We start from the raw sequence: 22,559 nt of genomic DNA, 5'->3' as shown, positions 1-22,559 counted from the left end.
GACGGTCTTTTTATTTCTATCTCATCAAGCCACTGGCGCTAACGTAAACAACACCTGCCCCGTTTTCACCGTTTGCCCTTTTTCAATGGTAATGGCATCTACACGCATACGTTCAGGCGCAATAATTGGAATCTCAATTTTCATCGCTTCAATGACTGCAAGCGTTGCACCTTCTTCCACAATATCGCCTGAAGCGCATTCAATTTTCCAAATTGAACCCGGCATGTGTGATTCTACTGTACAGCCACCGTCAGGAATTTGAATATCGCTATCATCTGTTACAGCATCCAAACTTTCAGACATATATTCAGCCAATCCGGCTTCATGCCAGCGGCGGCGTTCTGCATCAAAATTGGCTTGTTGAACCACCTTAAATGCCGAAATAGATTCTGCATTTTCAGTGAGGAAATCATTGTATTCTTTAAGATTCAGTACACCTTCTTCAATACGCAGTTTTAAGCGGCCTGCTTTAAAGTCCTCACGCATCTGCATCAGTTCAGTTTCAGACACTTCATAAAACTTAATTTGATCAAAGAAATGCAGCAACCACGGCATGCCTTGTTCAAAATCAGGGTTTTTGCGGTAGCGGCTCCACATTTGTGTAGTACGGCCCACAAACTGATAACCGCCTGGACCTTCCATGCCATACACGCACATATAGGCGCCGCCAATGCCGACCGCATTTTCAGGTGTCCATGTCCGTGCAGGGTTATATTTTGTGGTCACTAAACGCTGACGCGGATCCAGCGGTGTCGCTACAGGCGCACCCAAATACACATCGCCCAAGCCCATGACCAAATAACTTGCGTCATAGACCACATCTTTCACGGCTTGTTTGTCTTTTAAGCCATTGATACGGCAGATAAACTCGATATTGTCCGGACACCATGGCGCATCAGGGCGTACCGTTTGCATATAGCGTTCGGTCGCAAGCTGTGTTTGAGAGTCTTCCCAAGCCAGCGGTAAATAGACGGTACGTGAAGGCACTTGCATTTCCGTCACATCAGGCAAGCGTTCTTCAGCGACTTGCAGCAGACGCAATAAATCCAATTGATCAAGCTGGGTCGAATCAAAATGAATTTGCAAAGAGCGGATACCCGGCGTCAGGTCAATGATGCCTTGAATGTTTTGTTCTTTCATCCACTGCATTAAGGCATGAATACGGAAACGCAAGTTTAAGTCAAGCACCAGCTCTCCATATTCCACCAGCATGTAGTTGTTGCCGGCAGGACGGTACACCACATCCGGCGCGCCATTTAAACCTTTCAAGGTATCTAACACTGCATTTTCAAGCGTTGACGTTTCAGCCGTAAATGCTTCATCAAATTTGACATTTGAACAATCAGCCGCACCCAGCATGGCATGATATTTTTCATTCAATATTTTCGCTTGGCTGTAACTCACTGGAATAAATTTAACTTTATCGCCTGCTTTCAGCTGGCCGAGTTTCCAAAGTTCAGAATGAATCACCACCGCAGGACAGACAAAACCGCCTAAGCTTGGGCCATCTGGCCCGAGAATAATGGGCATATCACCTGTAAAATCAATTGCGCCAATCGCATAGGCATTGTCATGAATATTGGAGGGATGCAGCCCTGCTTCACCGCCGTCAATACGCGCCCATTCCGGTTTAGGGCCAATCAGGCGAATACCTGTGCGGCTTGAGTTAAAGTGAATCTCAAAAGTATTTGCAAAGAAAGCATCGATGTCGTTTTTGGTAAAGAAATCAGGCGCGCCATGCGGGCCATACATCACTGCAATTTCCCATTCATGGCTGAATGATGGCACTTGTTCACGTGCAAGTATTTTGACGTCATCCGATGTAAAAGCCGTAATGGGAAGCATATCTCCAATCAGCAAGTTACGCCCTGCATGACCGCCAAACTGGCCTAGAGTAAAGGTTGCTTGTGAGCCTAAATATTCAGGCACGTTTAAGCCGCCTTTAATCACAATATAGGTACGGCAGCCTGTGGTGATTTTGCCGCATTTTAAAATTTGACCTTTGCGTACATTCAGTGTTTGCCACATCGGTACAGGCACACCATCCAAGGTCGAAGGCATATCACCGCCAGCCAGTACAATTTGACTGCCACAATGGAATTTCAAGCTTGGCCCTTGCAGCGTACATTCGAGGCCTGCGGTATTTGGAGCATTGCCTAAAAGCTGATTCGCCGTATTGAGTGACAATGGATCAATTGCGCCGGATGGCGGTACACCGACATCCCAGTAGCCCAAACGGCCTGTCACATCTTGCACGGCCGTTTGAATGCCTGCTTGCAAGACTTCAATCTTTTGGGTTCTCCACTCGAAAGTATTTAAAAAAAGTGTGGTTTGCATACCCGCTTTAAACACATCACAGTCGATAATGTTTTGCAGATATTCAAGATTGGTTTCAATCCCTGCCACTTGGGTTTTCGCCAATGCATCCGCCATGGCTTGAATCGCTGATTGACGATCATCCGCTGTGACAATGATTTTGGCAATCATCGGGTCATAAAATGACGATACATTTGAGCCGGTTTCTACCCACGTTTCATTCCTCGCATTGCCATCAAACTCAACAAAGGTAAGCAAACCGGCACTTGGCTGAAAGTTTTTAATCGGGTCTTCAGCATATAAACGTACTTGAATGGAATGGCCTTTCGAAACCAACTCTTCTTTCGGTGCAGTCCATACGCCTGCTGCCAAAGTCACCATCCATTCAACCAGATCGACACCGTACACTTGCTCCGTCACGCCATGCTCAACTTGCAGGCGGGTGTTCACTTCCAAGAAGTAGAATTCTTGCGTGTCGGTATCCATGACAAATTCAACAGTCCCTGCCGAACGGTAGTTCACTGATTGCATCAGCTGAATGGCAATGCTTTGGATATATTCACGCTGTGCAGCGTCTAAATGCGGTGCAGGAGTTTCCTCAATGACTTTTTGATTGCGGCGCTGTACTGAACAATCCCGCTCGCCAAGTGCCAATACTAAACCATTGCCATCACCAAAAATTTGCACTTCAATATGGCGCGCATTCTGCACAAATTTTTCCAAGTACAAGCCAGCGTCTTTGAAGTTGGCTTGCGCCAAATACGATACCGTGGCATAGGCATCTTTCAGCTCCGTTTCATTCCACACCAATCGCATGCCAATGCCGCCGCCGCCTGCAGTGCTTTTCAGCATGACTGGGTAGCCAATACGGGAGGCTTCGATCAATGCTTCAGCTTCATCCGCCAATAAACCGCTGCCTGGCAGCAACGGTACATCAGCTTGAATGGCCAGCTCGCGCGCCGTATGTTTTAAGCCAAATTCACGCATTTGTTTCGAGTTTGGGCCAATAAAAGCAATGCCTCGCGCATCGCACAGATCACAGAATTCTGCATTTTCAGATAAGAAACCATAACCCGGATGAATCGCTTGCGCGCCAGTTTGTTTGGCAACAGCTAAGATTTTCTCTACATTTAAATAGCTTTGGCTGGCAGGCGCTTCGCCTATATAAACCGCTTCATCGGCCAAAGTAACATGCAGCGAATCACGATCCGCTTCCGAATACACAGCGACAGATTGAATACCCAATTTTTTTAGGCTACGAATGACACGGCAGGCAATTGCGCCGCGGTTGGCAATTAAAACTTTGGTTAATGCTGTCATTGCTTATGCCTCCACGCCTTCATGCACCACCAACTGAATCGGTGTCGGGTTATAGCCGCTGCATGGATTATTCAGTTGCGGACAATTTGAGATCAATACAATCAGATCCATTTCGGCTTGAATTTCAACAAATTTACCCGGTGCAGAAATGCCGTCATCAAACTTTAAAGCGCCTTCTGCTGTAACAGGCACATTCATAAAAAAATTAATATTTGGACCGATATGGCGCACATTTAGCCCATGTTTTTGTGCGACAGGATTTTTTGCCAAAGCATACATAAAATTGTTGCGGCAGCTGTGCATCGGGTACTTGTCCTGCGCATAGCGGACCGTATTGCTTTCACATGAACATGCACCGCCTAAAGTGTCGTGACGGCCGCAGTTGTCATCATTAATCAGGGCAATCGGCTGACCAAAGTTGCTGTACAGCATCGTGCCTTTTTCAAGGTAAATTTGCTGATTGATGGCCAATGTATCTGTTGCGCTGTAACGCTCATCTGGGTTTGAAGCGGAGATAAATAAGGTATCGACGGCCTGATTGCCTTCAAGGTCAATAATGCGGAAGTACTGGCCTTTTTTTACTTCGCACATCCAAGACTCGCCAGCAGGACATACTTCGTTCAATACGGCTGTTTCAAACTGATTTTTTAAAATATGGGTTAAAACTGTCATGATCTTGTTCCTGCCTTAGATATTTGAAAGTGCGTAGTAACGGGCATTGTTTTGAAATGCGCGCTGATTTTGCGGACAAGAATCACGGCAGATGTCGCTTTCACCTAAAGCATTGGCTTTGAATAAAGACAATTGAATATCCGATGGCGTATAAGCATCACTGCAATCTAGGCCATGCGGCGCTGCAGACAGGAATACTAAACAATCCATCTCAAAGCGCAGTTCAATCACTTGATCTGTATTGTCTGATAAGACATAAGAGAGTTCGCCTGCATCATTGGGCGTCACTTTGGAAAATAAATTTACGGTTGCACTTAAATCGGTTCGGCTGAGTGCGAATTTCGCCATTTCAACTAACAGGCCATCCAGGCCGCTTTGATACATCTCATTGCGCGCATCCTGAAAAGCGCATATGCCAAATTGTTTTGCAATTTGCTCAGGCCGGCTGGCACCGCAGAACGTATCGCTCCAAGCATGATCATCTTGAACAATCGATGCCATTGCCCGGCCCAAGTCTGAATACAGCACATTGCCTGCCGTGAGATAGGCAGTATGCTGACCTTTTAAACTGTCAGGCATGTTGTAGCGTTCTAATTTATCTTCAGCATTGACACAGAACAGTGAAACATTGGCATTTTCACTTAGCGCTTTAAGCTGTAACACTGCGCCTTTTTGAATCCGCCCAGACCAATGATGCCCGCCCGGCAAAAGCTCAGTCCACAGTATTTGATTATTATGAAAGCCGCCCATGCTATATGACCTCTCTAAGGTTAAGTTTTCAACCTCCCGGGCTTTTATCCCTCCGTGTAGCTCAATTGAGCCGTGAACTCTCGGTCACAGCCGCAGTATGTTTAAAATGACAATACTGCCGGAACCCTAGATCACTTTATATCTGGATAGGTAAATGCAAATGGCGTGCCAGCTTAGTATTACGATTTTGTGCATTTGTAATACTAAAAATTGATTTTTATTGTGCAAATTCAGTGCAAATTAAAACTGCACAAATAAAACTGCACCAAAATTAAAAAATCCCAGCAAATGCTGGGATTGAATCAAGCAGAATGATGAGTTCCACTTTCAGATAGAAAGTATGCGCTGCATCTTGCAAAAACGGCTATTTCACTAAAATTTCATGAAACATATGGCGCAGCCACTGATGGCTGGTTTTATGATGGCAAGACATGTGCCAATACTGTTTTACACCATAAGTTGGAAATGCAATGGGCGCTTCAAAAATTTTTAAATTGCCACGTGAAAGCAGAACTTCACTGAGATAATAAGGAACCGTGGCAATGGCATCGGTATCCTGTACAACCAGCCCAACGCCTAAATAGCTGGGCAAACGCATTAAAATATCGCGTTTTAACTCAAGATTAAGCAGCTCATTTTCTATATGGTAATGCCCCATGCCAGCATCAATATCAATATGCAACTCACTCAGATACTGCTCTTTGCTAATGGTATCGCCAGTTAACCGCGGATGATCCTTCGCCGCGATCACCACATAATACTGCTCAAACAGCTTCTGCTGGTAAAAGCCATTTTCTAAATGCGGCAAGAAACCCAGCGCCAAATCAATTTCACCATTCGCCATTTGATAGCTGGTTTCTGTCGTGATTGGCCGTACATTTAAGCGGACATGCGGCGCATTGGCTTTCAAATATTGAGTAATTTTTGGCAGCAGCACCAAATGAGAAACATCGGTCATGGCCAAAGTGAACTGCTGATGGGAAATAGCCTGATCAAAATCAATCGTGAAATTATTGATAATTTCGACTTTGCTCAGCGCTTCACTGACCAGCGGAAATAATTGCTTGGACAATTCTGTCGGCACCATTTCATTGCCGATGCGTAAAAAAAGCGGGTCGTTATAATGCTGACGAATTTTATTCAGGATATTGCTGACCGTCGGCTGGCTCATTTTTAAGTGATCTGCCGCTGCAGACACGCTTTTAAATTTATATACGTAAAAAAAGATACTGAGTAATTTACAGTCCAGTTCAAACACGAAAGATAATTTCCTATTTTTCAAATATTAAGGCAATTAATCCATTAAATGGCAATAGATAAACACGTCCTAGGCTTAAATAGTACTGCGAAAGGTCCAAATTTTCTAGAGCAGTTATTCTAGTTCCGCCTATTCAGCCATTTTTTATGCGCTTGCTGTGCAACTTGAAAATCACTATCTTTACAGCTATGAGCAGGCCAGCTTTATTTAAATGGCGCAGCAACGCATAATTGACCTGAATTCTGGCTGGACATTGATATATGTTGCACAATAAAAAATTAGTTTGTTTCGATTTAGACGGCACGCTGATTGATTCAGTTGGCATTTGGAATCAAGTCGATGCCAGACTGATTAAAGATTTGTCGGGCCAACTGGAAGATTTAAATGTTATCCAGCAGCAGCGTGATGCACAGCTGAAAAAATTGAAACATTGCGCAGATCCCTATCTAGAATATTGTGGCTATCTAAAAGAAAGATATGGCATTGCGCACTTAAGTAAAGACGAAATCAAAACCAGACGCTACAGCATTTCTCATCATTTTCTAGATCATGAAATTCAGCTTAAACCGCAAGCCGAAATTTTTGTGCAGCAGCTGCTTCAGCAAAGTATACACACTGCAATTACAACCACAACCAGCTTGAGCAATATTCAGCGCTATCAGCAGAACAACACCCGCATTAACAGTAGGCTGAAATTTGAAAAAGACTTTGACTTAATTTTGACCCGTGAACATGTGCAGAATATCAAACCGCACCCAGAAGTATATTTAAAAGCCATCCAGCATTTTAATGTACAGCCGGAAGAGTGTTTAATTATTGAGGATTCACTGATTGGCATAGAGGCTGCTCACCAGGCAGGCATCGAAGTTGCTGCCATTTATGACCAATATTCAGCGCATGAAATGCCTGAAATTAAAGCCAAGGCGGATTATTTTGTGCAGGATTATGCGGCTTTGCTCAGTTTTTTAAGATAAATCTTTTTAACGTAGCGGATGCGAAATTAGAATATTGAGCCGCGGAAAAGATGCCATGACAATGCGCGGCATCTTTTTATGTATTCATGCCCGTATACATAACATTATTTTGCTTTGGTATAGATTGAGCCTGAACCGATCAAGTTTCCATTTTTCTCATCAATGGCAAAATCAACGGAAGTAGAGCCAGCATGGACTTGCAGCAAACCGGTTTGCCCCACAGATGCAGGCACAGGATTTTTCTTTTCAGTCTTTCCGGTTTGCTTATCTTTTAATGTATTGGTAATTAAATAATTTTCGCCATTTTTGGCAATAACCAATGCGTTTTCAAGTTTAGGATCTTCTAAAGTATTTTTCCACGTGCCTTGATAATCGGGCGCTGGCGCTTTCGTACACGCAGTTAACAGCAGCAGAAGTGTAATACCTGAAAAATATTGAATCAATTTCAAAATGCTGGCCTTAAATCATAAATATTGCGATGCGGTCATTATAGGAATGAATGGTTTGCGCTTAAGCAGCTTCTTGTTGTTCCCGCGTTTCAGCAGCATGAGGTTTGGTTTTACTTTCGCAGCTTCTCTTTTTCTTTTGTGACTTTTTAAATCAGCAAATGGGTTGATTCTGACAATACGAAATGCTGAATCGAATTTCTTATCTTAGGCCTCAGCAACATCGAATGCCAGTCAGCTGCCATGCTGACTGGAGCTAAAGAGATGAAGAGCAGTTTCGAGCTTATGCCGTTCTGCTCATCGTCCCTGTTTCTTCAAATTTTGCATGCCATGACAAGGCTTCTGCAAGAATATGCGGAGTCTGGCCGCCTTTTTCACATGCGCGTTCGAAATAGCTGAACAGTTCGGCACGGTAATCCGGATGTGCGCAGACTTCAATCACTTTACGGGCGCGTTCGCGCGGCGCAAGTCCGCGTAAATCAACCAAGCCCTGCTCGGTCACCACAATATCCACATCATGATCAGTATGATCGGTATGGCTGACCATAGGCACAACAGATGAAATTGCGCCGCCTTTAGCCACCGACTTGGTGACAAAAATGGCGATATGCGCATGGCGGGTGAAGTCACCTGAACCGCCAATGCCGTTCATCATTTTAGTGCCTGTAACATGGGTTGAATTCACGTTTCCGTAAATATCAAATTCCAGCGCAGTATTGATGGCTATAATTCCCAAACGGCGGATGATTTCAGGATTATTGGACAGCTCCTGCGGACGCAGCATGATTTTATCTTTGTATTGATCAAAATTCTTCATAACCTGCGCAGCGCAAGGTTCAGACAACGTCATGGAACAGCCGGAAGCAAATGCCATCTTGCCTGAGTCAATCAGCTGGAAAGTGCAATCCTGCAGCACTTCTGAGTACATTTCCAGATCATGAAAATTGGAATGTTCAAAGCCTGAAAATACGGCATTCGCAATAGAGCCGACACCTGACTGCAGCGGGCCTAAGTTTTCAGGCAAGCGCCCTGCTGCCACTTCACCTTCAAAGAAGGTAATCAAATGCTGCGCAATCGCTAAAGTTTCCGCATCCGGCTCATCCATTTTAAAAGAGGTATCCGGCACATCATTCAAGACAATGGCAGAAATTTTTTCTGAGCTGACGTTAATGCCAATGGTGCCAATGCGGTCACCGGCCTGAGTCAGCGGAATAGGATCACGGTGCGGACGCGCCTTCGGCACATAAATATCATGCACGCCTTCCAGCACCGGGTTAATGGTATTGTCAATTTCCACAATTACATGATCAGCCATTTCAATAAAATTAGCTGAGTTGCCGCATGAGCCTGTCGGAATGATTTGCCCATCTTCGGTAATTGCCGTGGCGGCAATTACCGCAACATTAATGCGCGGCAAATTATGATGACGGATGTTATCTGCCATTTCAGACAAGTGCTGGTCGATGTACATGACTTCACCCGCGTTGATGGACTTCCGCAAACCGGGATCGGCCTGATAAGGATAGCGGCGCTCAATGGCGTGCGCCTCATTCAAGCGCCCATCAATACGGTTGCCCAAACTAGCGCCCGTAGCCAAGGTGATTTTCAGCGGATGTTCTTTTGCATAATCCGCCAAGGCCAGCGGTACTGTTTTTGCTTCGCCTGCGCCGCCAAAACCGCTTAAGCCAACAACCGAACCATCTTTAATTAATTTAATTGCCTGCTGCGCAGACATAACTTTGTCACGCAGAGAGACCAAGCGAATGCGATCTAAACCGTTCATAAAAAATCTCAAAATCAAATATTTATCGTAGTGATCCCAGCGGGCTGAAATCACCGTTTTATTATTGCTTCACGAAAAAACTGCTCAGGCCCAATAAGCCTGAACCTGTATTAGATTAGCTCGACCGCAATTGCTGTCGCCTCGCCGCCGCCGATGCACAGAGCCGCAATGCCTTTTTTACCGCCTGTGCGCTTTAATGCATGAATCAGCGTCACAATAATGCGTGAACCAGATGAGCCCAATGGATGGCCCAATGAACATGCGCCGCCGTTTACATTGACTTTGGCTTCGTCTAAGTTAAAGCCATCAATAGCCAGCATCGTCACCATAGCAAAGGCTTCATTCACTTCCCAAAGATCGACATCCTGTGCATCCCAGCCGGTTTTTTGCAGCACTTTTTCAATTGCGCCTACCGGTGCAATGGTAAATTCTGAAGGATGCTGTGAATTTGTCGCATAAGCTGCCACTTTTGCCAGCGGTTTCAGGCCGCGTTGATTTGCGATTTCTTCGGATGTAATCACCAAAGCAGAAGCGCCGTCAGAAATTGAGCTGGCATTGGCTGCAGTAATGGTGCCGTCTTTTTTAAATGCAGGGCGCAGTGTTGGAATTTTCTCCGGTTTCGCGCTCAAAGGCTGTTCATCAGTATCGACAACTGCTTCGCCTTTACGGTTTTTTACGGTTACAGGCGTGATTTCTTCTTTAAAGAATCCGCCTTGAATAGCAGCAACCGCTTTATTTAATGAATTGATGGCAAAAGCGTCCTGCTGTTCGCGGGTATAGCCTTTTTGATCTGCCATTTCCTGCGCAAGAATACCCATAGAAAGGCCCGTTTCGGCATCTTCCAAGCCTTCCTGGAACATATGATCCGTGGTTTTTCCATGCCCCATGCGGTAGCCTGCACGGGCTTTTTCCAGCAAATACGGCGCATTGGACATTGATTCCATGCCGCCAGCCACCACAATTTCTGCAGACCCCGCTTTAATGGCATCGGCTGCCTGCATCACGGCTTTCATGCCAGAGCCGCAAATTTTGTTAATCGTTGTTGCGCCAGTTGAATCCGGCAAACCTGCCTGACGCATGGCCTGACGCGCTGGGCCTTGCTTTAGGCCAGCAGGCAGCACACAGCCAAAAATCACTTCATCAATATCTGCAGGCTGCAAGCCAGCGCGCTCAACAGCCGCCTTAATTGCAGCCGCACCTAAATCAGGCGCAGTACATGATGAAAGTGAACCCTGAAAACCGCCCATCGCTGTGCGAACACCATCTAAAATTACGATCATTTCTTATGTCATCCTCTTTATACATTTTGTATGCCCCAAGAAGCATAAGCACTTCTTAGGGCTTTTCCATCAAGATTTAAAACATGTGCTCAAACATTAAGATTGAGCGGTAAAATACTCTTCCGGCAGCTGCATGATCAATGCAGAGCCTGCTTTAATGCGCTGCGCGCGCGCAGCTAAATCCGGCAGCACTTTGGCTACGTAATAATCTGCCAGCACCAGTTTATTTTGGTAGAACGGTTCCGGCTTAGATGCTGCCGCTTGGCTGATGCGTGCAAACATATACACAAAGCTGAGCAGGCCCACTGCATGCAGGTAATCTACGGCGACGGCATTGCTGAAATCAGGCGCTGTTTTAGACTGTTCAACAATAAATTGAGTTAAGCCTTCAACATCATTGCATACCTGAATCGTAGCGGCTTTCACTTTAGAATCTGCCATTGAAGCTGCAAATTCACGGATGTCAGCAATATATTCAGCAATAAATGCGCCGCTGCATTTCGTGGTTTTGCGGCCAATCAAGTCAATCGCCTGAACGCCGTTGGTGCCTTCGTAAATCTGGGAAATGCGCAAGTCACGGATGCATTGCTCCATGCCCCATTCACGGATATAGCCATGGCCGCCAAAGCACATTTGCGCTTCCAGCGCAGAATCCAGCGCTTTATCCGTTAAATAAGCTTTAGCAATAGGCGTCAGCAACGCAACCCGGTCATTGGCTTTACGTACAGCCTCTTCATCTGTAGAGAATTTGGTAATGTCCAGCTGCTGGCCCACATACACGGCAAATGCGCGTGATGCTTCATTATTGGCGCGGATATTCAGCAGCATGCGGCGCACATCACCATGCACTAAAATAGAATCGGCTGGCTTTTCAGGTGATTGAACGCCTGTGGCTGAACGGCCTTGCAAGCGGTCTGTGGCGTATTGCGCGGCATTCTGATAAGCAAATTCTGCAGCGCCAATGCCCTGAATGCCCATAGACAGGCGTTCATAGTTCATCATTACAAACATGGCGGCTAGACCTTCGTTTTCTTTGCCTACGATAAAGCCTTTCGCGCCATCAAAGTTCATCACGCAGGTTGCAGAACCTTTAATGCCCATCTTATGTTCAATTGAGCCGGCTGCTACGGCATTGTGTTCGCCGATTGAACCGTCTGCATTGACATTAAATTTTGGCACAATAAACAGTGAAATACCGCGTGAACCCGCAGGCGCGTTTGGCGTTTTTGCCAGCACTAAATGAATAATATTTTCACTTAAGTCATGTTCACCGCTGGTGATAAAAATCTTCGTGCCGCTAATGTTGAATGAGCCATCTGCATTCGGTTCAGCTTTGGTTTTAATAAGGCCTAAATCAGTTCCTGAATGCGGCTCTGTCAGGCACATGGTGCCAGACCATTCCCCTGTATAAAATTTTGGCAGGTACGTTTCTTTTTGCTCTTGCGATGCGCGGTCATTGATAGCCATGCCTGCGCCAACGGTCAACAGCGGGTACAGCATAAACGACGGATTGGTACTCCAAATCATTTCATCTGCCAAAACGGTCAACATTTTTGGCATGCCTTGGCCGCCGAACTCTTCAGAAGCGCCTAAACCCACCCAGCCGCCTTCAGCAAACTGCTTGAAGGCTTCTTTAAAGCCTGCTGGCGTTTTAACTTCACCCTGATGGAATTCTGCACCGCCCGCTTCATCTGCGCTGCGGTTCAAATCCAAAATGACATTTTTAGAAAACTTCGCCATTTCTTCTAAAATTGCATTGGCCGTCGCCATATCAACGTGTGCCAGATTTTCATTGGCTTGCCAGAATTCATCTGCCTTAAACACATCATTTAAAATAAAGTCCATGTCTTTGAGCGGCGCGTTATAAATTGGCATAGTTGCTTCCCTTATACATTGAATGCTGGCTGGTAAATGAAGCCAGCATTTTTAAAAGATAAAAGTATCCCAAATGAAACCTGCGAGGTGATTTCAACTGAATAAAATATGTGAGATTTTGTGTTCAATGTCCGTCATAAATGACCCAAAAAACATTGAAAAAGACCGAAATTCGGTATTTAGTCCCCGACTTTTTAGAACTGCGGTCGGGCAGATAAAAATTGGATAAAGCGGATTAAGCTGACAAATTGATTTTGCATAGAACCGTACATATAAAACCTGAAACCTTGATCAAAAGACCTGTCTGCCGCATTCAAAATGATGAATTCTTGGACATAACCGCTGTTTTTGTGCGCATTGACAATAGAATAAAAAATTTAAAAATGGAATTTTATTTGCTGGAAATGACCTCTAGGGTTCACTTTTCTTGACTTTGCAGCATCACTTATGAAAAACAGTAAAATTCCAATAACTTTCGAGTGTTTATTTTTAAATCAAATTTGAGCATATTGCTCGACCTTAGTGTTATTTTAGATGGGATAGAAAAGCCGTAATCTAAAATTACGTTCTCCATTGATGTATTTGGAACTATAAAGATGACTACAGTACGCCAACAAAATTTTCTAATCCGCAAAGAGAAAATTTTAGCGATGGCAGAAACATTGTTGCTTGATAACCATCAGGATATTACATTAAGTGAATTGGCCAGCGAATTGGATATTGCTAAAGGCACCATTTACAAGCATTTTAAAAGTAAAAACCAGCTGTATTTAGAATTGATTATTTTGAATGAACAACGCTTATTGGAAATTTCTAAACAGTACAATCACGATATTAAAACCTATGTCTCGCAATACATGCTGTACAACATGCTCAACTCGAATCGGACAATTCTGCTGCATGTCATTGAAGAGCGCTTAACCAATAATGAGCGCAAATTGAAAGAATGGTTTGAGGAGCTTTATGCTATCCGTGAACAGCGGATTTTAGAAATTAAAGATTTATTTGCAGATTATTTAAAAGCGTCAAACAGCATCATGTCCATCCGCGATTATCTGTCGTATATTTGGACCGTGACCTATGGCGCATCCCTGCTGCTCAACTCGACGCACTATCAGAAGTCGATTGGTTCCCGTGAACGCCTGATTAAGCTTTATGTGAATCAGGCGCTGATGACACCGGATAAAATTTCGACGCACAATTAGTTTTATAGTGATTCACTCCGCCACCGATCTTCATCTTTAAACTCAATCAAAATGATGAATACGCTGAATTCACAAGAAAAAGCCTAGAATCATCTAGGCTTTTTCTTCATTGCTAAACCGAAACTTACAGCTGAACCGCAGGAAAGCCATCTTCCGCTAAAGCCTCTAAAATCTTTTGCTGTTCTTCAGAAGATTCAACTTCAACCAATTTAGCTGCAACATCAATATCAACTTTTGCATTCGGATCTACGTCTTTAATCGTTGCTGTCACACTGCGCGCGCAGCCGCCGCAAGTCATCGCATCTATACGTAATTTCATACGGTATTTTCCTTTTATTGCACTATGAATAGACTATAAAGCTTCCCATGATGTTAAGGTCAAGCCTGTTCATTACTGGGTTCATCATCATTTAATTGCGCGCCGCTTACTTCAGAGTTTCATGAACAGCGCCCTGTTCAATTTGATTTAAAATTTCACATTCCGCCTGCTGATTTCCGGCACAGCAATCTACAGACTGCTGCAGTGCGCTGACCATGGCCTGCAAATCGGCAATCTTTTTATTCAGCGCATCAATATGTTTTTGCGTCAGCTCTTTGACTTCAGCGCTTTGTCGGCCTTCATTTTTCCATAAGCTCATCAGCTCTTTCATCTGTTCAGTCGAAAAACCCAATTCGCGCGAATGCTGAATGAATTTCAGCGTTTTAATATCCTCTTCACTGTACATGCGGTATCCCGCATCAGTCCGCTTGGACGCAGGCAGCAAGCCAATATCCTCATAATAGCGGATCATTTTAGCAGAGATGCCGGATTGCTTTGCCGCTTGCCCGATATTCATCTTAACCCTCCTGCGCCATCCACGTCGGCTGATAGCGTTTTAAGCGCAATGCATTGCTGATGACAAAGACTGATGAAAGCGCCATGGCAGCCGCAGCAAAAATAGGTGACAGCAATATGCCAAACATCGGATACAGTGCGCCAGCCGCCACAGGAATTAACGCGGCGTTATACACAAAAGCCCAAAACAGGTTTTGACGGATATTATTAATGGTCGCGGTGCTCAGCCCAATAGCAGTTGGCACAGCCTGCAGATTTCCAGACATCAGCACCACATCTGCCGCTTCAATCGCCACATCTGTTCCTGTGCCAATGGCAAGCCCGACATCAGCCTGCGCCAAAGCAGGCGCATCATTAATGCCATCGCCGACAAAAGCGGTGCAGCCAAATTCCTGCTGCAGTTTTTTCACCGCTGTCACTTTTTCATCAGGCAGGACTTCGGCAATCACTTCATCAATATGCAGCTGTTTTGCAATTGCCTGCGCTGTATGCAGATTATCACCCGTGATCATCGCAACTTTCAGCCCCTGATCATGCAAAGCTTGAATGGCGCTGAATGTGGTTTCTTTAATTGGATCGGCAACGGCAATGATGGCGGCCAATTGCTGATCTATGGATACATACAGCGGCGTTTTGCCTTGCTCACCTAAAGCAGCGGCTGCAACGGCAAATGCATCGGTATTCAGCCCCAGCTCCAGCATTAAGCGCGCAGCGCCAATATGCACTTGCTGGCCGTTTACCCGTGCTTTAATTCCCGCACCGGTAATAGAGTCAAATTCTGAAACGTCTAAGAAGTCCAAACCCAATTCCTGAGCCGCTTGAACAATGGCATGCGCTATGGGATGTTCAGATTTCGCTTCCACAGATGCGGTAAGGCTTAAAACTTGATGTTCATTAAACCGCTCTGTAACCTGAAAATCGGTCAGTTTGGGTTTACCTTCAGTCAAGGTGCCCGTTTTATCTACTGCAACCACTTTAGTTTCTTTCAGCAGCTGCAAAGCCTCACCTTTTCGAAACAGCACGCCCAGCTCAGCACCGCGCCCTGTACCCACCATAATCGATGTCGGTGTCGCTAAGCCCATCGCGCAAGGACAGGCAATAATCAGTACAGCCACGGCATTCACCAAGGCGTATGTGAGACTTGGTTCTGGGCCAATGAAATACCAGACAACAAAAGTCAGTGCCGCCAGCAGCATCACAATAGGCACAAACCATAAGGTCACTTTATCAACCAAGGTTTGGATGGGCAGTTTAGCGCCCTGCGCCTGTTCAACCAGCTGAATAATCTGCGACAGCACTGAATCTTGACCGACTGCCGTTGCGCGTACAGTCAGGCTGCCATTTTGGTTGACAGTTCCGCCAACCACCGGCTGCCCTGCAGTTTTTTCAACAGGAACTGGCTCACCGCTGATCATCGACTCATCGATATAGCTTGCGCCAGCAATGACTTCGCCATCTACAGGAACACGTTCACCAGGGCGTATTTCCAGCAGCATGCCGGCCTGAACCTGATCGATGTCCAGCTCTATATACTGCCCGTTTTGTTCTACACGCGCCGTTTTCGGCTGCATGCCAACTAAATACTGAATGGCTTGCGAGGTGCGGCCTTTCGCTTTGGCCTCTAAATAGCGCCCCAATAAAATTAAGGCAATAATAACGGCAGCGGCTTCATAATAAACATGTACTGTGCCGGCAGGCAGCAGTTGCGGCATAAACGTCGCCACACAGGAAAATGCATAAGCCGAGAAAGTCCCCACAGCGACCAATGAATTCATATCTGGCGCGGCGCGCAGCAAAGCTGGCACACCATGCACATAGAAACGGCGGCCCGGCAGCAGTAAAATCATCGTTGTCAGTGCAAACTGAATATACCAGCTGTTCTGCATGCCAATACTGCTGTGAATAAAATGATGGAACGCAGGAACCATGTGTCCCCCCATTTCCAGCACAAACACAGGAACTGCAAGGACTAAAGCAATGATTAAATCCCGCTTTAAGACGTCCTGTTCCAGCTGTTTTTTTTCAGCATGTGTCTGATTGGATGATTGAGCCAGCCGTGCGTCATAACCTGCTTTTTTGACTGCGGCAATCAGGTCGGTTAATTGACCGCCTTGCACGTATGCTTTTTCTGCAGCCAAATTTACAGATGCAGATTGCACTCCATTCACTTGCTTCAGTGCTTTTTCTACCCGGGCCACGCAAGATGCGCAGGTCATGCCGTTAATATCCAATTCTATATTTTGCGCGGCTATCGAAAATCCCGCTTTTTCTACTTCTTTTTTTACTGCCGCAATATCAGTTGAATCTAAAACTTTTACCGTAGCTTTTTCTGTGGCCAGATTAACTGAAGCATCGACCACACCGGCTGTTTTCTTTAATGCTTTTTCTACCCGCGCAACACAAGATGCGCAGGTCATGCCCTCTATCTGCCATTCCAAGGTTTTTACTGGCACGGTATAGCCCGTTTTTTCTACCGCTTGAATCACGGCTTGCGCATCAATTGGCAGCGCGCTGCTGACGGTTGCTTTTTCAGTGGCTAAATTTACCGCTGCAGACTGAATACCGTCTACTTTCAGCAGCGCTTTTTCGACACGGGCTACGCACGAAGCGCAGGTCATGCCTTCTACATCAAAACTGAGCTGATTTTTTACTGTCGATTTATCTTCTGATAAGACTGACATCATTATTTGCTCCCCGTGCTTCGTCTTATGTTCAGCTTACAGCTTAAACATTCCAACCTTGGTAAGGTCAAGTCATTTTCCAATAAAAAAACAGGCTATTTTAATAGCCTGTTTTTTTATCTTTGCGCACAGCAGCCTTGCAATTGCGCAATCACGCTTAATCCGCAGAAATATCTTCAAATAAGACTGAAGATAAATAGCGTTCACCGCTGTCCGGTAAAATTACCACAATGGTTTTGCCCGTATTTTCTGGACGGGCGGCTAATTTCGCCGCGGCCGCCATCGCTGCGCCGCTGGAAATGCCAACCAAAATGCCTTCATGAGTCGCAGTCTTACGCGCCCATTCAATTGCTTCTGCGCTTTCAACCGCAACCACTTCATCGACTAACTCTAAATCTAAGTTTTGAGGAATAAAGTTAGCGCCAATGCCTTGAATTTTATGCGGTCCCGGTGTCAAAGTTTCACCGCGTTTTGCCTGTCCGATAATTGGAGATTCTGCAGGTTCTACAGCGACTGAATAAATCGGCTGTTTTTTTACTTTTTTAAAATAACTAGAAATGCCGGAAATTGTGCCGCCAGTGCCAACCCCAGAAACCAATATATCCACTTTACCGCCGGTTGCTTCCCAGATTTCAGGGCCTGTGGTCAGCTCATGAATTTTAGGATTTGCCGGGTTTTCAAACTGCTGCGGCAGATAATAGGTCTCAGGGTGTTCCTGCACTAGACGAACGGCTTCATCAACAGCGCCTTTCATGCCTTTTGCCGGCTCAGTCAATACTAAATTGGCGCCAAAGGATTTTAAGACTTTCCGCCGTTCAATACTCATGCTCGCTGGCATGGTCAATGTAATATCATAACCTTTCGCGGCTGCTACAAATGCTAAAGCAATGCCTGTATTGCCGCTGGTTGGTTCAACAATATGCATGCCAGGCTTGAGCAAACCTTTTTCTTCTGCATCTGCAATCAAAGCAGCGCCGACACGGCATTTCACAGAAAAAGCTGGATTGCGGCTTTCTATTTTCGCCAAAACAGCTGCACCGCCAGTAATGGAACGGTTAATACGCACTAAAGGCGTGTTGCCAATCGCCTCTGCATTGTTGCTATATACGGCAATGCCTAAATTTGCAGGCGCTGGAAATGCTGAATCTGTTGTCATGAGTCTTTCCTTGATATTTTTACATCAAAAAGTACATTGAACATCATACATTTATTTCATTATTCGGGTGTAAAATTTAGTATTTGAAATTTCAGCGCTGCTCAATTTTTAGCATTTTTTGCACCAAGAATGCGCAATAAGAATATTTGATGTATGATTGCGACATATATCAATAAAAATAATAATTATGTTCACTAAAAACCATAGAAATTCTTACATTTATTCCATGTATTCAAGTGTGATAACCGTATACTAAACGCCTTGTACCCGCAGAATGGAGCTCTTTAATGAATAGTGATATAGAAATCACCAGCATGCGCAATTCCGCAGATTTAGTCGTTGGCGTTTTAAAGTCACTGGCCAACACCGATCGGTTAATGATTTTATGTCATTTGGCTCAAAAGGAATTAAATGTCTCTCAAATTGAGCAGATTACGCAAATTAATCAGCCTACGCTGTCTCAGCAGCTTATGATGCTGCGTAAAAGCAATGTAGTGACCACCCGGCGTGATGGCAAGCAGATTTATTATTCGATTAAAGACCCGAATTTAATTACGGTTTTGCAAACCTTGTATAACCTATATTGCGGTAAAGCATTCGAGACCGTTTAACTACTTACGGACGATATGCTGACAGCAGAAACTTATAATTAAACGCTGACAGCTCTTCATTCTTCTTATTCATCACACCTCTTTGTTTATCTTAACCATCTAAAAATTTTAGCATTATTTCTTATTTTACTTGCCTTCTGCTCTCCCTGATACTGTTTGTATTTTCAGCGGCGCATCAATCAAATTTCCGTCAACCGAGACTTCTTAGCATTTTTTATGCATAATATATATTAAATTGTGATTTAGACTTTTTTATGCCAGATTTTAAACCGCGTATTGTTCAGCTTATTCCTGCATGGCAATGGCTCAAGGACTACAGCTCTGGTAAATTTAAATCCGATTTGCTGGCATCGCTTATTGTCATCGCAATGCTGGTGCCGCAAGGAATGGCTTATGCCATGCTGGCAGGCTTACCGCCCATCATGGGATTATATGCCAGCATGCTTCCAATGATCATGTATGCCATACTGGGCGGAAGCACGACGCTGTCGATTGGCCCTGTAGCCATCATATCCATGATGACTTTTGCCACATTGAATCCGCTTTTTGAAGCAGGCTCCCCAGTTTATATTGAAGCTGCCATGCTTTTGGCTTTAATGGTCGGCATTATTTCAGTGCTGTTAGGCATGCTTCGCTTTGGTTTTTTAATACAGCTGATCAGCCATCCCGTCATTAAAAGCTTTATTATTGCCTCAGCCTTATTAATTGCTTTAGGCCAGCTGAAATTTCTGGTTGATGTTCCGCTCAACGGCAACAGCATTCCAGAGTTTGCGCTCAGTGTTTGGCAATATTTATCTTTAACTCATGCCGCATCCCTTGTATTTGGCATTGCATCAATATTATTTCTGATTTATTTTCCAAAACTGCTGAATAGCCAATCAGTAAGAAGCAAAATAGGTTCGACAAACTTCATTATTAAAGCTGTGCCCTTAATTTTAGTCATCATTTCCATTGCACTGACTGTTGGGCTTGACCTGAAAGAGATTGGCATCAAGACGGTCGGTGAGATTCCTTCCGGTTTTCCGCCTGTTCGGATTCCGCACTGGAACTGGGACTTAGTCCTGAAGCTGATGCCGGGCGCGGCAATGATTGCCATGATCAGCTTTGTCGAGTCATTATCTATTGCGCAGGCAACCGCTCTGCAGCAAAGAAGCAATCTAAACAGCAATCAGGAGCTGATCGCTTTAGGCATTGCCAATATCAGCGCCGGCTTAACGTCTGCTTTCCCTGTAACCGGCAGCCTATCCCGCACGGTAGTCAATGCAGATGCAGGCGCAAAAACGCCAATGGCCGGCGTTTTGTCATCCATACTGATTGTTGTTGTGACCCTGTTTTTCACAGGTTTCTTTAAAGATTTGCCATTGGTCATTTTGGCAGCCACCATCATTGTATCCATATGGAAACTGGTCGATTTCAAGCCGTTTATAGATACCTGGCGCTATTCTAAAGCTGACGGCATTGCCATGTGGGTCACATTCCTCGGTGTGCTTTTTATCGATATTTCGACAGGTTTAATTATTGGCATCATCTCCACCTTCATTTTAATGCTTTGGCGCATCAGCCGTCCGCATATGGCCGTCATTGGCCTAGTCGAAGGCACACAGCATTTCCGCAATATCCAGCGCCATCATGTGGTGACAGCGCCGGAAATCTTGTCCATCCGTATTGATGAAAACCTGACCTTTTTAAATGCCAATGCATTAAAAGGTTTTTTAATTAATGAAATCAGCCAGCACCCTCAGCTGCAGCATGTCATCCTCAACTGCTCCAGTGTCAGCAGCATTGACTATAGCGCGCTGGAAATGCTGGAAGACATTAATAATGAGTTAAGCAAGCTGCACATCCGGCTGCACTTTTCGGAAGTCAAAGGCCCTGTCATGGATAAGCTGCAGCAATCCAAGCTGCTGAAGCATTTAAGCGGAGAGATTTATTTAACTCACTACAAAGCCATTCAAAGTTTGTCGCCGAAAGTATTTGAATATCAGATATAAACAGGTTAAGCCTTATTTTTTTAATAAAAATAGGCTGCAAATTTATAGAATATCAACCGTAAAAATAAGCACTTATTTTTTATATTTAATTTTTTCCCAAGCCCGAAAGAATTTCGGTATAAAATGTTCGCCTTATTTTCAATATTTTGTCACCGTAATTCTGACAAGGCTCTCCTATGTTCTCTGCTTTTACGCGTTTGAGTTTAGTAACCCGAATTATTATTGCCATCATTTTAGGCATATTGGCTGCTTTACTTTTTCCAAATGCTGCGCCGTATTTAAGCCTGCTTGGTGATCTGTTCATTAAAGCACTTAAGTCTGTTGCTCCTATTCTCGTATTTGTTCTAGTTTTGTCATCAATTGCGAATTTTAAAGTCGGCAGCAGCAATGCTTATATCAAGCCAATTATACTGATGTATGCGCTAGGCATGCTATTGGCCGCTTTTAGCGCTGTAATTAGCAGTGTGATTTTTCCAAGTACGTTATTTTTGGATGTGCCTGCGCAAGGCGAGCTGACTCCTCCTGGCAGTTTGGCAGAAATCTTAAAGAATCTGCTGCTCAGTTTTGTCGCTAATCCTGTAACGGCTATTAGCGAAGCTAATTTTATCGGCATCCTCGCGTGGGCTGTTGCTTTGGGCATCTCATTCCGCCATGCATCAGACCAAACCAAAACCTTTTTGTCTGATGCAGCAGATGCTGTTAATAAAGTAATCCGCTTAGTCATTAGTTTTGCGCCATTTGGTATTTTTGGCTTGGTTGCTGTCACTTTTGCAGAAGCCGGCTTAAGCACTTTAGCCAGCTATGCGCACTTATTGGCTGTACTGCTGGGGACTATGCTGTTTGTAGCGCTTGTCATCAACCCAATCATGGTTGCTTTCATGACCCGTCAAAACCCCTATCCGCTGGTATTTCAATGCTTGCGTGAAAGCGGTATCACTGCATTCTTCACCCGCAGTTCAGCAGCCAACATTCCTGTCAACTTAGACTTAGCCAAGCGCCTTGGTGTTCCAGAGTCTACCGCCAGCGTTGCCATTCCATTAGGCGCCACTATCAACATGGCAGGCGCTTCAGTCACTATTACCGTACTGACTTTGGCGACGGTACATACTTTAGGCATTTCTGTTGATTTCACCACAATGCTGATTTTATCTGTTGTTGCGACGATTTCCGCTTGCGGCGCGTCTGGTGTTGCTGGCGGTTCATTATTGCTGATTCCTGTAGCCTGCGGTTTGTTTGGCATTTCATCCGATATTGCGATGCAGGTTGTGGCGATCGGCATGGTCATCAGCGTGTTGCAGGACTCTACAGAAACCGCTCTGAACTCTTCGACTGATGTATTATTTACAGCTGCAGTAGACCGTGGTTTAAGATAATATACTGATAAACGTATATTAATCACTCAATGC

Annotated in this window: 17 protein-coding genes and 1 riboswitch; of the genes, 5 read left to right on the top strand and 12 right to left on the bottom strand. The window is 44.8% G+C overall.

All coding sequences use genetic code 11. From position 1 onward, the window contains the following. Positions 1-24 precede the first annotated feature (24 nt). The 4 genes from uca to F941_RS07700 all read right to left on the bottom strand — a co-directional run bounded on the left by uca (position 25) and on the right by F941_RS07700 (position 6,316). Positions 25-3,636 carry an urea carboxylase gene (gene uca, locus F941_RS07715; RefSeq protein ID WP_005009766.1) on the bottom strand — a complete coding sequence of 1,204 codons (3,612 nt, stop codon included), beginning with the start codon at positions 3,634-3,636 and terminating at the stop codon, positions 25-27. Between the two features lie 3 nt (positions 3,637-3,639). Continuing rightward, positions 3,640-4,308, bottom strand: coding sequence for an urea amidolyase associated protein UAAP2 (locus F941_RS07710; RefSeq protein ID WP_005009764.1), 669 nt, complete (start codon positions 4,306-4,308; stop codon positions 3,640-3,642). Between the two features lie 15 nt (positions 4,309-4,323). After that, a complete protein-coding gene (locus F941_RS07705; RefSeq protein WP_005009762.1) occupies positions 4,324-5,058 on the bottom strand; it encodes an urea amidolyase associated protein UAAP1 in 735 nt (244 codons plus the stop codon). A gap of 31 nt (positions 5,059-5,089) precedes the next feature. Then, positions 5,090-5,199: riboswitch (guanidine-I (ykkC/yxkD leader) on the bottom strand. 223 nt (positions 5,200-5,422) lie between these two features. Further along, positions 5,423-6,316: a LysR family transcriptional regulator gene (locus F941_RS07700; RefSeq protein ID WP_005009761.1), complete on the bottom strand. Its 894-nt coding sequence runs from the start codon at positions 6,314-6,316 to the stop codon at positions 5,423-5,425. A gap of 260 nt (positions 6,317-6,576) precedes the next feature. Between F941_RS07700 and F941_RS07695 the strand changes: the two genes are divergently transcribed. Then, on the top strand, positions 6,577-7,290 hold the full coding sequence (locus F941_RS07695) for an HAD family hydrolase (protein ID WP_005009759.1): 714 nt from the start codon (positions 6,577-6,579) through the stop codon (positions 7,288-7,290). A 104-nt stretch (positions 7,291-7,394) separates the two neighbouring features. Here the strand turns inward: F941_RS07695 and F941_RS07690 are convergent, their stop codons facing one another. The 4 genes from F941_RS07690 to F941_RS07675 all read right to left on the bottom strand — a co-directional run bounded on the left by F941_RS07690 (position 7,395) and on the right by F941_RS07675 (position 12,674). Continuing rightward, on the bottom strand, positions 7,395-7,739 hold the full coding sequence (locus tag F941_RS07690; protein WP_005009758.1) for a hypothetical protein: 345 nt from the start codon (positions 7,737-7,739) through the stop codon (positions 7,395-7,397). Positions 7,740-8,019: 280 nt separating this feature from the next. Beyond that, on the bottom strand, positions 8,020-9,519 hold the full coding sequence (locus F941_RS07685) for a succinate CoA transferase (protein WP_005009757.1): 1,500 nt from the start codon (positions 9,517-9,519) through the stop codon (positions 8,020-8,022). A 110-nt stretch (positions 9,520-9,629) separates the two neighbouring features. Next, positions 9,630-10,799 carry a thiolase family protein gene (locus F941_RS07680; RefSeq protein WP_005009756.1) on the bottom strand — a complete coding sequence of 390 codons (1,170 nt, stop codon included), beginning with the start codon at positions 10,797-10,799 and terminating at the stop codon, positions 9,630-9,632. A gap of 96 nt (positions 10,800-10,895) precedes the next feature. After that, on the bottom strand, positions 10,896-12,674 hold the full coding sequence (locus F941_RS07675) for an acyl-CoA dehydrogenase C-terminal domain-containing protein (protein WP_005009754.1): 1,779 nt from the start codon (positions 12,672-12,674) through the stop codon (positions 10,896-10,898). Between the two features lie 596 nt (positions 12,675-13,270). Here F941_RS07675 and F941_RS07670 point away from each other — a divergent pair. Next, positions 13,271-13,879, top strand: coding sequence for a TetR/AcrR family transcriptional regulator (locus F941_RS07670; protein ID WP_005009752.1), 609 nt, complete (start codon positions 13,271-13,273; stop codon positions 13,877-13,879). Between the two features lie 124 nt (positions 13,880-14,003). Here the strand turns inward: F941_RS07670 and F941_RS07665 are convergent, their stop codons facing one another. The 4 genes from F941_RS07665 to cysK form a co-directional block, all read right to left on the bottom strand. Next, positions 14,004-14,198 (bottom strand): heavy-metal-associated domain-containing protein, encoded by a 195-nt coding sequence (locus F941_RS07665; RefSeq protein WP_005009750.1) that lies wholly within the window; start codon positions 14,196-14,198, stop codon positions 14,004-14,006. Positions 14,199-14,304: 106 nt separating this feature from the next. After that, positions 14,305-14,715, bottom strand: a complete 411-nt coding sequence (cueR, locus tag F941_RS07660; protein ID WP_005009747.1) for a Cu(I)-responsive transcriptional regulator — start codon at positions 14,713-14,715, stop codon at positions 14,305-14,307. A gap of 1 nt (position 14,716) precedes the next feature. Beyond that, positions 14,717-17,398, bottom strand: a complete 2,682-nt coding sequence (locus F941_RS07655) for a heavy metal translocating P-type ATPase (RefSeq protein WP_005009745.1) — start codon at positions 17,396-17,398, stop codon at positions 14,717-14,719. 154 nt (positions 17,399-17,552) lie between these two features. Next, the gene (gene cysK, locus F941_RS07650; RefSeq protein WP_005009743.1) at positions 17,553-18,551 is read right to left on the bottom strand and encodes a cysteine synthase A; all 999 of its coding nucleotides are present in this window, start codon (positions 18,549-18,551) and stop codon (positions 17,553-17,555) included. Between the two features lie 287 nt (positions 18,552-18,838). Between cysK and F941_RS07645 the strand changes: the two genes are divergently transcribed. The 3 genes from F941_RS07645 (at position 18,839) to sstT (ending at position 22,526) form a co-directional block, all read left to right on the top strand. After that, positions 18,839-19,162, top strand: coding sequence for an ArsR/SmtB family transcription factor (locus F941_RS07645; protein ID WP_005009742.1), 324 nt, complete (start codon positions 18,839-18,841; stop codon positions 19,160-19,162). Positions 19,163-19,416: 254 nt separating this feature from the next. Further along, the gene (locus F941_RS07640) at positions 19,417-21,153 is read left to right on the top strand and encodes a SulP family inorganic anion transporter (RefSeq protein WP_005009741.1); all 1,737 of its coding nucleotides are present in this window, start codon (positions 19,417-19,419) and stop codon (positions 21,151-21,153) included. A 176-nt stretch (positions 21,154-21,329) separates the two neighbouring features. After that, positions 21,330-22,526: a serine/threonine transporter SstT gene (gene sstT, locus F941_RS07635; RefSeq protein WP_005009740.1), complete on the top strand. Its 1,197-nt coding sequence runs from the start codon at positions 21,330-21,332 to the stop codon at positions 22,524-22,526. Positions 22,527-22,559: the final 33 nt, after the last annotated feature.

This window comes from Acinetobacter bouvetii DSM 14964 = CIP 107468, assembly GCF_000368865.1.
GTDB classification, from domain to species: domain Bacteria; phylum Pseudomonadota; class Gammaproteobacteria; order Pseudomonadales; family Moraxellaceae; genus Acinetobacter; species Acinetobacter bouvetii.
This window is presented reverse-complemented; position numbering and strand designations above follow the sequence as displayed.